The sequence below is a fragment of the Bacillus sp. CPT56D-587-MTF genome (genome assembly GCF_058792335.1).
In genome coordinates, this window is record NZ_JBYTEF010000001.1 from 914,692 (window position 1) to 928,149 (window position 13,458).

Sequence of the window (13,458 nt, forward strand, 5' to 3'; positions counted from 1 at the left end):
ACGAAGTATAGTCAGGGGCAGAGCATAGAGGGTGAAAAGATATAATCCCTCCACGAGACCGCGACACTTATTAGTGAAAACGTATGCCGAGCTTGCATGAATAGGAAGTGCAAGAAGTAGAGGATAAAAAACCTTTACGATAACAAAATGACAATGTTTGAAGATCAAGGACAAAACATTATAGATACATTGTTAAATGCTCAAGGTAAAGTTATAGATTTAAACGTGAGTCAAGAAGAGTTAAATGCAATGATTAAGAAAATGGATGCAAGTCCAGCTGTAAAGTTCCAAAAAGCAATGGGTGACTTAAAAATGGCACTTGAGCCACTTTTGGGTATTGTAGCTAATATTATTGGAGCTTTTGCAAGTTGGATTTCAGCGCATCCAGCATTAGCCGCAGCATTAACAACTGTTGCTGTAGCATTAGGAATATTAATTGGAGCTTGCATGGCCTTAGCCCCGGTATTTGTCACCTTATCCAGTATAGCTGGAATTGCAGGTGTAAGTATTGGGGCTGTTGCTGGTCCAGTTGCATTAGTGGTAGGTGGATTTATAGCCGCCACCGCAGCGATAGTTGGATTGGTAATCGGAATTAAAAAGTTGTGGCAAACAAATGAAGGTTTTAAAAATAGTATCACTGGCGTAATAAGTGGAATACAAAGTTTTATCGATATCTTAGTAGCGTTAGGTAAATATCTATTTTGGACAGCGGCAGATGGTGATCACTTAAATGATTGGATCACACACTTACCGAAAGGATTCCAGGATGCGGCTGAAATAATAGGACTGGCAGTAAGTAAAATACGTGAAGCATGTCTTCATCTTTTTGATGCTGTGAAAGCTGTTTTTTCAGGAGATTTTAGCCAATTAGGAGAGATTTTTAAGACAATTGGCCCTTCTATAGCGGGAGCGATTATTGGTGGGCTTCCTGGTGTTCTCATCTCGGTATCTCGTTATTTGCCAGCGATAGCAGAGTATTTGAATGCAAACTCCGGAATTATTCTTGAAACCATAACAAATATTTTTACCAATATAGCTAACTTTGTAACAACAGCATTACCGCAATTTCTTGAAGTCGGATCTCAAATGATTTCAAGTTTTGTGAATGGTTTGGTTGTAGCGGCTCCAATTATCCTTGAAGCCATTGTTGGAATCATTAATACAATTTCACAAATGATTGCAACTTATCTTCCTATGATTGTTCAAACGGGAATCCAAATTATTCAAACCTTAATTTTCGGAATTGTACAGGTTTTACCTACTCTTATCGAGACGGGACTTCAATTAATTATGACTTTAATTAATGGAATTATGCAGATGATTCCGCAATTAATACCAATAGCTGTAACGATTATAGAAACCATTATTAATGGAATTATGTCATTTTTACCACAGTTAATTGAAATAGGAATAAATTTATTAGTTTCGCTAATCACAGGTATTACACAAGCTTTACCTATGATCGGTTTAGCAATTATTACAGTCATTACAACTTTGATTGAAGCAATTACGTCAAATTTACCAATGATTATTGAAGCTGGTGTTAAAGTTTTAATTAGCTTAATAGATGGAATCATTAAAATGCTACCGCAATTAATAGATTTAGCGATAAATCTTATAACGAAAATAGCAGATACATTACTAGCAAACTTACCTAAAATAATTGAATCCGGTATAAAAATTCTAATGGCTATTATCGATGGGATTGTAAAAGCCTTACCACAGCTTATTAACGCAGCCTTAGATTTAATTGTTAAAATAGCATCCACATTAATTGCGAATTTACCAAAGATACTTGAAGCAGGTATAAAAATTTTGCTTATGTTAATTGCAGGGATTGTCCAAGTCTTACCACAGTTAATTGGGGCATTAATAAAAGGTATTGTAAGCATGGTGGGACAGTTAGGTTCTACAATTGTGACTGATATTATACCGAAGATTGTTGATACTTTAAGAAAGATCGACTTATTTAAGATAGGTAAAGATATAATAAGTGGATTGATAGACGGTTTAGGAAGTATGGCTGGAAAAGTGTTAGATAAGGTAAAATCCATCGGTAGCAGTATTTTAGATGGTTTTACTGGATTCTTTGACATTCACAGTCCATCAAGATTAATGAGAGATCAAGTTGGTAAGCATATTGGAGCTGGTCTTGCGATTGGTATGGAAAACTCAATCGGCATAATAAACCGCGCATCTCAAGCAATGAGCGAAGCAGCAGTACCGACAGTTAATGTTGGCAATATAGGATTACAAGCTAACGGATTATATCAAGGTCAAGGGGTAAATGGTGAATTTGCAGTCCCAGGTGGTGGACTAGCAATTGAAGTGCCTGTAATTTTAGAAGGAAGAGAAGTTGCGCGGGGTACTTATCGATATACAACCGAGTATCAAGATAGAGAAGTAAAAAGAAACTCAGACTTTTAGGTTTGGGTTTATTTTATAAAGAAACGGGGTGTCAAAATGAGCTCTTTTACATTCAACAATCAACGAAAAGAATATATCCAAATAGAAAAAGGATGGAGTCCACCAACATGGGCACCTCTAAAACGTAATTTCTTAAAAACACCTGGATATCCAGGCGCAAGATTATTAGGAACGGATACAGATCCTCGTCCGCTTCCTGTCCCTGTAGGAATTATCGTTCCAGATGGAACGGATTTAGAAACGTTAAAAGAAGAAATAGCAGCATGGTTAATTACAGAAGAAGCAGTTGAGCTAGTATTTGATGCAACTCCTGATCGAACATATTTAGCTATAATTGATGAAGATTTTAATCCTGATGATTTCGTTACGTTAGGTAAAGGTACTTTGAAATTTATTTGTCCAATGCCTTATAAATTAGGACCTACTCGAACAGTAGATTTTCAAACAGGTGCGCTTGGGTTAACAGCAAATGTTCAAAACAAAGGAACTGTTCATTCTAATCCTATTATCGAGGTTAACATTACGAAACCAAACACTTTTTTAGATGTATGGTTCGGCGGAGTATCCTTAAGTGATCGAGATTATTTTCGTATCGGTAGGCCACTAAAAACTGTTGAAAAGCCTGTAGAAAGGAATCAACGTATTGTATGGGATGAAATGGCTACTACGGTCGGATGGAGTAAAGTCAGCTCAATGGAAGATGGTGAGCCAGTTGGCGAAATGAAATCAGATAAATATCAATTTTATTGTTCTGATTTTGGTACTGGAACAGGTAAAGGGTGGCATGGTGCAGCTGTTAAAAAGAGTATACCTGGTGGCCCAGTTCAAGATTTTATTATGCAAGCCTACGTTACTTGTAAGAGTAAGAAAATCAATGAAATGGGAAGAGTCGAGATAGCAATACTCGATGAAAATAGTAAGGTACTTTCAAAAATTGCTATGAACGATCTCTATTGGCAAGCCGAACAAAATTTTGGAACGATGGTTATTGGATACGATAATAAGCCAGGGAAAACAGGATTGATTTATGAAAGCGGTGATTATCCGAATACATGGAATCAATATTTTGGTCGATTGTGGATAGCTAGAACAGGAAACGTATGGGAAGCGTATATTTCAAAATTCCTTCCTGGGACAGAAAAAGATGATTCAGAACGTTTCGCAAGGTGGACTGATGAAAATAACTATCACATGGAAAAAGCAGCTCAAATACAGATTAGCATTATGCAATGGCAAGATGTACCGCCAGTAGAAGCGATGTCAGTTAGTGATTTAAAGTTTTGGAAAGTAAATTTAAATACGAAAAACACACCACCTTATATAGTAGATGTTGGTGATAAAGTCGTAATTGATACAGAAAACAGTCATGTAACGATTGAGGGAAAGGATGCAATTAATATGAAGGATATTTTTAGTAATTTCCCTGTCATTAATAAAGGTATGAATACACTAGAAATTATGCCTTCTGATATCGGAACAGCAAAGGTTACATATAGGGAGCGATTTAGATGAGAACACCAAGTGGAGTCTTGCATGTTATTGATTTTAAAACGAGTCAAATCGTTTCAGCTATACAACCAAAAGATTATTGGGATGATAAACGTCATTGGGAAATCAAGAATAATATCGATACTTTAGAGTTTAAAGTATTTGCTAACACGACATATGCAGCAACACTTATGCAACAAAATTTAGTATTAAAAGAAGTAAGGGATGGGCGTATTGTTCCGTATATAATCACTGAAGTAGAAAAAGACCCTAACGATAGATCCGCAATTACTTATGCATCAGGTGCATGGATTAATCTTGCTAAAGATGACTATATTCGTCCACAGAAAATTGAAGGTAAGACAGTAAATGAATTTATGGATATTGCTCTTATAGGGACAAAATGGAAGCGCGGTAAAACGGAGTATGCTGGATTTCATTCTATGACTATTGACGAATTTATAGATCCACTGAGTTTCTTAAAAAAGATTGCTTCCCTATTTGAACTAGAAATTATATACCGTGTTGAAGTGGTTGGTTCTCAAATTGCAGGTTGGTATGTAGACATGGTGAAAAAAAGAGGAAGAGAGGCAGGAAAGGAAGTCACGCTAGGTAAAGATTTAGTTGGAATCAAACGTATTGAGAACTCACAAAACATTTGTACAGCTTTAATCGGCTTTATCAAAAAAGAAGGTGGAGAAGTTCTCACTATTGCAGATATAAACAAAGGTATGCCATATATTGTAGATAGCGATGCCTTTCAACGTTGGAACGAAAAAGGGAAACATAAATTTGGATTTTACACACCAGAAACAGAACAAGATATTACACCAGAACGTTTATTGACTCTTATGAAAACAGAGTTAGCAAAACGTGTGAATACCTCTATTTCTTATGATGTTCAAGCACAAAGTATAGGCCATGTATTTGGATTATCTCACGAGTTAATCAATGAAGGAGATACAATCCGAATTAAAGATGTTGGATTTACACCTAAGCTTTATTTAGAAGCAAGGGCAATTGCTGGTGATGAATCACATACGAATCCGTTGCAAGATAAATACTCATTTGGCGATTACCGTGAGATTACAGATTCAAGCGAAGAATTACGAAAGATTTATAATCGTATTCTTAGTTCACTAGGAAGTAAGCAAGAACTGATAAATCAGTTAGATAAATTAGTGAAAGATGCAAATGAAACAGCTAGTGATGCTAAGAAAGAATCCGAAGCAGCGAAAACATTGGCTGAAAAAGTGCAAGAGAATCTTAAAAATAACACGATAGAAATAATTGAAGCTAAGAATCCACCGACAACAGGACTTAAACCTTATAAAACACTTTGGCGTGATATTAGTAATGGGAAGCCTGGTATTTTGAAAATATGGACAGGCACAGCTTGGGAATCGGTTGTACCTGATGTAGAATTTGTTAAAAAAGAAACATTAGATCAGGTGAATAAAGATATCGAAAACACAAAAACAGAGTTGAATAAAAAAGTTCAAGAAGCACAAAATCAAGCAACAGGACAATTCAACGAAGTGCAGGAAGGTTTACAAGGTGTCAGGCGTACAATTTCTAATATCGAAAATAAACAAGGTGAAATCGATAAGAAAGTAACTAAGTTTGAACAGGATTCTAATGGATTTAAAATTTCTATTGAATCGTTAACGAAAAAAGATACTAATATCAGCAATAAATTAAATACAGTCGAACAAACTGTAGAAGGTACAAAGAAGACTATTTTTGAAGTGCAGCAAACAACTAATGATCTAAAGAAAACCACAACTGAAGTTAAAGAACAAGCAGGAAAGATTAGTGAAAAATTAACAACTGTAGAAACAAAGGTTAATAGCGATAAAGCTGGTGGACGTAATCTGTTATTAGATTCAAATTCTAAATACGAAAAAACAGATTATTTAATCAATATATTTTCTCTAACTGAAAATTTTGTTGCAGGTGAGGAATATACTTTTGTAATTAAAGGGAGTGTACCTGCAGGTCAAAAGTTTGGTATTTGGATGAATGGCGGGTCTAGTAATGTTGGATATGCAACAAGTGTTTATGCGAATGGAACTACCTATGTAACTTTTAAAGCTGTAGCAGCAACGAGTGGTAATGAAAGAAAGTTGAGTCTGTATAACTTTCCAAGTAACACTACAAAATCCGTTGTAGAATGGGTCGCTTTATATAAAGGTAATAAGCCACAGGATTGGACGCCAGCTCCAGAAAATCAAGTAACGAATGATGAATTCACTAAAAAAACAACCGAGATTGAAAAAAGTGTGGATGGTGTAAAAAATACTGTATCTAAGGTGCAGAATAGTCAAGATGGATTCGAAAAGCGCATGACTACAGTGGAACAAACAGCAACTGGATTATCTTCCACAGTAAGCAATTTAAATAATGTAGTATCAGATCAAGGGAAAAAGCTTACTGATGCAAATTCAAAACTTGAACAACAGGCAACAGCAATCGGTGCAAAAGTTGAGCTTAAACAAGTAGAAGATTATGTTGCTGGATTTAAGATACCTGAGTTGAAGCAAACAGTTGATAAAAACAAACAAGATTTATTAGGCGAATTAGCTAACAAGCTTGCGACTGATCAATTTAATCAAAAAATGACTTTAATTGATAACCGCTTTACTATCAATGAACAGGGTATTAATGCCTCGGCCAAAAAGACAGAGGTATATACAAAAGAGCAAGCAAATGGGCAATTTGCCACATCATCTTATGTAAGAGATATGGAAACCCGTCTTCAGTTAACTGAAAAGGGCGTTAGTATATCTGTAAAAGAAAATGATGTAATCGCAGCATTCAATATGAGTAAAGAGAACATTACTTTGAATGCTAATAGGATTAACTTAGTAGGTTTTATTACAGCGAATCATATCAAAGGAAAAGTTTTAGAAGGAGTAACACTTAAAACGAGTGGAAACAGATTTGTTGAAATAAATAAGCAAGACATGAAGATTTTCGATTTAGATAAGCCACGTGGTTATATAGGATTTATGGAAACAAATGATGGAAGTATTCAACCCTCATTAGTCCTTGGTTCTGATAATAGAAAATACGCTGGTACAGGATCATTTTATATTTATCAAGTCATGCCGCGAATGAATGGAGTCGATCAACCTTCTAAAGCGTATGCAAAATTTGGGGTTTCTAAAGGAGAAAATGCAGAAGGTACTAATATTTGGTCAAATTATATTCAAATGCAGAATGACGGTGGACATCTGAGCGTATATTCAGATGGACAATTTCGTTTTCAAAACTTGAATGATATTATTTTTGAATCTGAAGGATGGGCTCCAGGATATGGTTACTTCTCTGTGACTACAACTGAACCGCATATTTTTAACAATAACAAGGGACAGTTTACTTTCAAAAGAAAAGGCAGTGACTATAAAATACATTTCATAAACGGCGCCACCGATCATGATTTAATCATGGGTAATGCAATGATAAGATCAAGTTTTGTACAAGGTTATAACAACGGATTACAGATTAAAGATATGATGGGCCAAGGATGGAAAGATATAGAATTAAGAACGCTACGAGCGCAAGAAAATGTAAGTGCTAATGGTCAAATGTGGGCGAAAGCATTTAATCCTACATCAGCTAGGAATATGAAAGAAAATATAAAAGATATTCCTTTCTCAGCTCTTGATAAAATCATGAGTTTAGCTATCAAACAGTACAACTTCAAGGACGACGTGTATGATCTGTATCAAATGCGTGTGAACAAGCCGGAAGAACAAACAGAACCATATACAACAAAAGAAATTGAAACGTATTTCGGTATGATTGCAGATGATACGGAAGATATATTTACAGATAAAGAGAAACGGGCCATTAATTTATATAATACTGTTTCTATTCTTATTGCAGCCTTTCAACAGATGTATTATGAATTTATATCTTTAAATGAGCAGGTTAAGCAGAATGCTGATGAGTTAAATGTAGTTAAAGAAGAAAATAAACAACTGAAAGAACAAGTTACTACATTAACAAGTCAAGTTGCGACATTAACAGATTTAGTTCAAAAATTAATAAATGAAAAACCAGAGCAGCCATAAGCTGGTCTTTTTTATTGCCTAAAAGGGGTTGTCAAAGTGGAAGGATTACAAGATATACGAAGTGATGTTCAAGAAATAAAGCAAGATATTAAGGACATTCGCTTAGAGATTAAAAGTTTAGAAATGCGGACAACAGGTAACGAGAAAGACATTATCAATATCAACAAACAGTTAGATAAAATCAGCGCCAATACTACCTGGATTTTACGACTTATAGTTGGCGGAATTGTTGGTGGCATTCTCACTTTCTTAATGAGGGAGGTGGTATGTAATGTTTGAAATTACTGTAATGATTGGAATTGTAGTCGGTCTTTCACAGATTGGAAAAACCATTGGATTACAAACAAAATATGTTCCGTTATTAAATGTAACGCTTGGCATTATGCTAGGCGTTTTATTTATGGGCGGAGATATCAAAACAAATGTATTTCAAGGAATCATCATTGGACTGTCAGCAAGTGGATTATTTGACCACACAAAAATTATGGAAAAGGATGTTGATGCTAAATGAAAAAGACAATGAAACATATTACCTCGTTACTTATGATTCTAGTACTTGCTGTTACTTTTGCTACAAGTGCTTTTGCTGATCGAACACTGATTATTCCGGATTTACCGAAACAATCATACCGTTATGGTGTGGGTGCATATGAGGGTGTTGTAGCTCATTCGACAGCCACTCCAGAAGCTCCAGCTATTAACATTCAAAAATATGAGTCTCGTACATGGAGAAACGCATTTGTTCACTATGCAGTCGATTGGAACGAAACAATCCAAATTGCGGATACAAAGTACATTGCTTATGGTGGTGGACCTGCTGCGAATAAACGATTTGTGCATGTAGAATTATGCGAAACAGCGGACTATACAAAATTCAAACGTTCATATGAAAAATATGTAAAACTTTTAGCGGAAATTTTAAAAGATAACAAGATATCTGTAGAAAAAGGATTGTGGACACATAGCGATGTAACTCATCACCTTGGTGGTACAGATCATGAAGATCCAATTGATTACTTACAGTCTCATGGCATTTCAGAAGCTCAATTTAGAGCAGATGTAAAACGAGCATACAATAATTCTGGTGTAGATGTTTCTGTCCCTGAAAAGCAATCTAAACCAGCAGAAGTACCGACAGCAGTAACAGACGGTATCGCCTATATTGAAGGTTACTACGTTAACTTACGTAAAGGACCAGGTACAAGCTATTCTAAGATTCGTCAATTAAACAAACCAGAATCTTATATTGTATGGGCGGAAAAGGATGGTTGGTTAAATCTCGGTGGAGATCAGTGGATTAAGAACGATCCATCTTATGTGAAGTTTAATAAGAAAAGCACAGTAGATTCTTCTATTGTTGGAAAGCGTGTTGTATCTAAAGTTAACAACCTACGTTTCTATGAAGATCCATCTTGGCAGGATAAACATGTGGCTGGTTCTGTTGATGCAGAATTAGGATTTACAATTGATGCGAAAGTAAATGTAGATGGTTCTCCGCAATATAAAGTACACAATAGCAAAGGCAAAACATATTATGTAACTGTAAATGAAGCTTATGTATATGTAAAGTAAAAAAATAAAACCGGCTCTTAATTGAGTCGGTTTTTTGTATTTCTATGTAATTAGAATTTACATTCCCATAATTTTTTTATAAAAAGCTTCAGCCTGTTCTTCTCCGTCATCTAATAAATTCAAATATTCATCAAAAAAGTCAAAAATGACCGCAACTTGATGTTCGCGTAACTTCATATGATTGACAACGTACATCGTACCTCTAGCGGCAAGATCATCGGAGTATGTCTTCTTTTTACTCATCCATTCTTTCCACATTGTTAATGCACGTTCAATACATTGTTTATCTGCAGCGAAACGTTCCAATTCCCATTTCATTAACATTATGTTCAGCTCCTATGCTTTTTAAATTAAGTAAATCATACTAAAATAAGCAGCAATTTGTAAATATCACATATTCCAAAAGTCAGAGGCTAGTGTATCCAGCTTCACATGAAGAATAGCCTTTAATTGTTTTCATGACAGCTGGACGTCTCAGTTGAGTAAATGGCTTTGGTTGTTTCTATAGCTATAGTTGTCCACAACTCGATGAGAGGGGAAAAGCTGGTAATAGGAATATGGTGAATAAAAGTAACCGGATTTACTCATTATATATTTATCTGTTTAGTAGTGAACTGAGGCTAGAAAATAAAATAAGAAACAAAGGCAATAAACATTAAACCAGTAAGAATTACACGCATCCAATTTATTAATATTGATTCAGTATCTTTTAATAGTTTATTTTGAATCCAAAAGCACACAAAAAAGACGATAATAATAACGATTCTATTGTGTTGTATACTAAATTTATTTAGCAAATAGTCACCTAGATAAGAGCTCTCATTAATTTTAATGCTCATTAATATACATAAATACATAATTAATCCTGAAAATACAGCGAAAGTTAGCTTTAATTTATTCATTTTTCAATCCCCCTTTATGAAAACTATTTTATATTTTTTCCTCTTTAAGATTTCTCTCATGCAAAACTAGAACTCTAGTGGCTAATTTAGCGCTTATTTCAGAAAGATGTGAGGTGAACAGAATAATAGAACCTTCGCTTGCTTTCTGTTTAAGAATATCGATAGCTAATTTTTGAGCATCACTATCAAATGCTGAAAGTGGTTCATCAAGCAGAATAATTGATGATTTACGTGCTAATACAGCAGACCAATACAATTTATGTTTCATCCCTAGTGAATACTCCTGTACAAATTGACCTAGAGCATGATTCATTTGAAATTCATTTATCATCTTAAGGAATGAGCTTGAAAATTGCTTTTGATCTACATTAAATAGTTGTTGTAAAAAATCTGCATTTTCTGTTCCTGTTAAATAATTAAATAAATAAGGTTCTGCAGGTATATATGTTAAATTTGCTAATATTTCTTTTCTATTTTCAATCAATTTCCCTTTGAAAGAAATTGTACTTTCAGCATTAATTAGTTGTGCAATTATACGTAGTAATGTAGTTTTTCCGCATCCATTGTCTCCTTTTAGCCAAATGATGTCACCAGGGTTGGCTGAAAATGAAATGTTTTCTAGTAATTTAAGATTTTTATCATATCTAAAATTTAAATTTTGCATATAAAACATTTTTACTCTCCTTTAAATAGAATCTCATGAATAATGTAAGATAAAACTTATAATGCGAACATAGTTTCCATGCATCCTGCAATTATTAATAAAAGTGTAATTATTATTGGTACAGGTATTATTTCTCTTTTTAATAAATTGAAATCAATCCCTCTCTTTTTGATACTTTGAAATATGAATCCCCAAATCATATATGGGTATAAACATGATAATAAAATGGCAGGTATCTCAAAAACTCCATGAGGGAGAAAAGCTGTGAAAATTTCTAAAGCCATATCATTTTGAACCATTACAGCAAGTACAATACCTATTAATGAGCCATTCAGAACTAGCAAAATTAAACTACCGATTCCATAAGTGATTATCCCTAATCCAATAGAAATCATTGATTGATTCATATTATGAGAAAAATAATGAAACCATGAATAGCTAGGTGGATCCGGTGGAAAAGGATTATGATGCCGTTGAAAAATACCTCCCCAAAAACAAGCAGCTAAAAAAATCAATGTAATAAATGCAAACTTTCTAGAATATTTAGACCAAATACTTTGAAATAATTTATTTTGTTCACTCTTCATTTCATTACACACCTATCTTCTTCCTTTTCTTTTTAGAGAAAAAGAAACTAAATCCCCATACAATGATTAGCATCATAAAAATATCATAGAAGAACGTTCTTCCTAATGAATGCTCAAGAAATATTCCTATAAAGAAAACAATGAATAACAGACCATTTATGATTCGTTTCGGGATAGTAAAGAAATATTGAAGAACTTTCGTTTCATAAGTATCTAAACGAATCATAAATATATTTTCATAATCAAACCGACTGCATAATTGTAGCCAATAAGTTGATAAAATACAGCTCACGAAAGAAAGTAACCAACCACCAATAATTCCTATACATAATTCGAGAATTGAACCGTCCATAATTAAAAAGCCAATCATAAATATAACACTAATTATTAATTGTAGTGGGCACAATAATATCATTAATAATTTTTGTTTACTTTCCATATATTGTTTATCTGAAAAGAATGGAGTTAATTTCACTAAATCTATTTGTCTCAATTCACTTGATGGATGAAGGATAGGATAATTCCATAACCATAACCAAATAGTCTGAGAAATTGCAATCCAACATATAAACCAAAATCCTAATATGAAGTTTGTGAAGTTAGCTAGATTTCCGATGAAAAATATTGAAAATCCCACAATTGAACAAAAAGCGGGTGGGATAAGCAAGAATGTTTTTTGAGAAATCTTTGTATGTATGATTAATCTTTCAAGAATTATTAAATCTCTACATATCCATGGATCGTTAGAATAAACTATTTTACCTAGCCATTGATAAAACTTAAAAATATCACTTTTAGATTTTTTTAAGGCAAGTGTATTACGTTTTTCTGTAAAATTCTTCTCGTTAGAATAATAAACAAAATAAAAGACCGTCATAACCAAATAACCAATGATACCCATACCTAAGATGTAATAAACCCAATCATGGTGAACCGCCTTTAATAATGTTTGAAAATGATTAATAAACACTAATTCAATATGCTTTGAAAAGGTAGAAAATGTTTTAAATATTCCTTGGCTATAGATATTCCTTGGAATGGGTTCTTTGATTAAAGGAAGAAATAGCGATTTAATGATTAACCAAATTCCTGCTGATATTAAAATTACCCTTAATAAATAAAAACTTTCATTATACTTTGTCTTGCGAACCTCAGTATCCCAAGACTGTAATATTGCTTTCTTCAATCTTGAAAAGTAAATTGATGAAATTAACATGACCCAACAAATAATAAAGAAAACACCAATGATAAAATTAGGAGAAACTTTTATTATGATATATACTCCCATAGCTTGTAACATAAATTCATGAACCCAGAACATAATTACTTCAGCTAATAATGTTACATTTAGAAGTTGATTTTGATTATATTGAGACTGCCACAGTGTATCGATTAATGGATTATTACTAATACGATTTGAATTTTGTCTGGCCATTGAACTAGGGAGAATGAAATTAAACAAGAGCACAGCAAATATGATCCAGGTTCTAACTGTATCATTGGTAATACTTTCAAAGAAAAAGACAAAAAATAAAAAGAAAATATTTTGCGATAAAAGTATTATAATCCAATTTAATATTGTAGGTAATTTCAATCCTAGCTTTGTTCTTAACTTCTCATTCATACCTGAAAAGTCTTGCCTAAGTTGTTCCAAAATAATATTTCTCAAAATAATTTTGTAGAAAATTCAAAAAACCGCCTTTCTGTATATGAAAATATATTGGAATAGGGGAGAGATA

The 13,458-nt window shown here is 33.6% G+C and carries 11 protein-coding genes and 1 pseudogene; 6 read left to right on the forward strand and 6 right to left on the reverse strand.

Annotated features, from left to right (window positions below; all coding sequences use genetic code 11):
• Positions 1-230 precede the first annotated feature (230 nt).
• A complete protein-coding gene (locus AC3WVZ_RS04805; RefSeq protein WP_233936118.1) occupies positions 231-449 on the reverse strand; it encodes a hypothetical protein in 219 nt (72 codons plus the stop codon).
• On the opposite strand from AC3WVZ_RS04805, the gene AC3WVZ_RS04810 reads away from it, so the two are divergent.
• The 6 genes and pseudogenes from AC3WVZ_RS04810 (at position 448) to AC3WVZ_RS04835 (ending at position 9,566) form a co-directional block, all read left to right on the forward strand.
• Complete coding sequence (locus AC3WVZ_RS04810) at positions 448-2,427, forward strand: phage tail protein (protein ID WP_233936119.1); 1,980 nt, start codon at positions 448-450, stop codon at positions 2,425-2,427. The genes AC3WVZ_RS04805 and AC3WVZ_RS04810 overlap by 2 nt on opposite strands.
• Before the next feature lie 36 nt (positions 2,428-2,463).
• On the forward strand, positions 2,464-3,939 hold the full coding sequence (locus AC3WVZ_RS04815) for a distal tail protein Dit (RefSeq protein ID WP_233936120.1): 1,476 nt from the start codon (positions 2,464-2,466) through the stop codon (positions 3,937-3,939).
• Complete coding sequence (locus tag AC3WVZ_RS04820; protein ID WP_233936121.1) at positions 3,936-7,994, forward strand: phage tail spike protein; 4,059 nt, start codon at positions 3,936-3,938, stop codon at positions 7,992-7,994. Before AC3WVZ_RS04815 ends, AC3WVZ_RS04820 begins: the two co-directional genes overlap by 4 nt.
• Positions 7,995-8,030: 36 nt before the next feature.
• Positions 8,031-8,266, forward strand: a pseudogene (locus tag AC3WVZ_RS04825) (hemolysin XhlA family protein).
• Positions 8,266-8,505, forward strand: coding sequence for a holin (locus tag AC3WVZ_RS04830; protein WP_233936123.1), 240 nt, complete (start codon positions 8,266-8,268; stop codon positions 8,503-8,505). Before AC3WVZ_RS04825 ends, AC3WVZ_RS04830 begins: the two are co-directional and overlap by 1 nt.
• Entirely contained in the window at positions 8,502-9,566 is a 1,065-nt protein-coding gene (locus AC3WVZ_RS04835; protein WP_233936125.1) for an N-acetylmuramoyl-L-alanine amidase, read from the forward strand. The genes AC3WVZ_RS04830 and AC3WVZ_RS04835 overlap by 4 nt, the downstream gene beginning before the upstream one ends.
• A gap of 57 nt (positions 9,567-9,623) precedes the next feature.
• Here the strand turns inward: AC3WVZ_RS04835 and AC3WVZ_RS04840 are convergent, their stop codons facing one another.
• The 5 genes from AC3WVZ_RS04840 to AC3WVZ_RS04860 form a co-directional block, all read right to left on the reverse strand.
• Positions 9,624-9,890 carry a hypothetical protein gene (locus AC3WVZ_RS04840; RefSeq protein ID WP_233936127.1) on the reverse strand — a complete coding sequence of 89 codons (267 nt, stop codon included), beginning with the start codon at positions 9,888-9,890 and terminating at the stop codon, positions 9,624-9,626.
• A 296-nt stretch (positions 9,891-10,186) separates the two neighbouring features.
• Positions 10,187-10,468: a hypothetical protein gene (locus tag AC3WVZ_RS04845; RefSeq protein ID WP_086387130.1), complete on the reverse strand. Its 282-nt coding sequence runs from the start codon at positions 10,466-10,468 to the stop codon at positions 10,187-10,189.
• A 28-nt stretch (positions 10,469-10,496) separates the two neighbouring features.
• Positions 10,497-11,141 (reverse strand): ATP-binding cassette domain-containing protein, encoded by a 645-nt coding sequence (locus AC3WVZ_RS04850; RefSeq protein WP_233936128.1) that lies wholly within the window; start codon positions 11,139-11,141, stop codon positions 10,497-10,499.
• A gap of 47 nt (positions 11,142-11,188) precedes the next feature.
• A complete protein-coding gene (locus AC3WVZ_RS04855; protein WP_233936130.1) occupies positions 11,189-11,719 on the reverse strand; it encodes a stage II sporulation protein M in 531 nt (176 codons plus the stop codon).
• 4 nt (positions 11,720-11,723) lie between these two features.
• A complete protein-coding gene (locus AC3WVZ_RS04860) occupies positions 11,724-13,373 on the reverse strand; it encodes a hypothetical protein (protein WP_233936131.1) in 1,650 nt (549 codons plus the stop codon).
• Positions 13,374-13,458 lie beyond the last annotated feature (85 nt).

Bases quoted from the DNA above. Each gene is read 5' to 3' on its own strand.
- AC3WVZ_RS04810 (WP_233936119.1), top strand. From the start codon at position 448: ATGGCCTTAGCCCCGGTATTTGTCACCTTATCCAGTATAGCTGGAATT.
- AC3WVZ_RS04805 (WP_233936118.1), bottom strand. From the start codon at position 449: ATGCAAGCTCCAATTAATATTCCTAATGCTACAGCAACAGTTGTTAAT.
- AC3WVZ_RS04815 (WP_233936120.1), top strand. From the start codon at position 2,464: ATGAGCTCTTTTACATTCAACAATCAACGAAAAGAATATATCCAAATA.
- AC3WVZ_RS04820 (WP_233936121.1), top strand. From the start codon at position 3,936: ATGAGAACACCAAGTGGAGTCTTGCATGTTATTGATTTTAAAACGAGT.
- AC3WVZ_RS04830 (WP_233936123.1), top strand. From the start codon at position 8,266: ATGTTTGAAATTACTGTAATGATTGGAATTGTAGTCGGTCTTTCACAG.
- AC3WVZ_RS04835 (WP_233936125.1), top strand. From the start codon at position 8,502: ATGAAAAAGACAATGAAACATATTACCTCGTTACTTATGATTCTAGTA.
- AC3WVZ_RS04840 (WP_233936127.1), bottom strand. From the start codon at position 9,890: ATGTTAATGAAATGGGAATTGGAACGTTTCGCTGCAGATAAACAATGT.
- AC3WVZ_RS04845 (WP_086387130.1), bottom strand. From the start codon at position 10,468: ATGAATAAATTAAAGCTAACTTTCGCTGTATTTTCAGGATTAATTATG.
- AC3WVZ_RS04850 (WP_233936128.1), bottom strand. From the start codon at position 11,141: ATGTTTTATATGCAAAATTTAAATTTTAGATATGATAAAAATCTTAAA.
- AC3WVZ_RS04855 (WP_233936130.1), bottom strand. From the start codon at position 11,719: ATGAAGAGTGAACAAAATAAATTATTTCAAAGTATTTGGTCTAAATAT.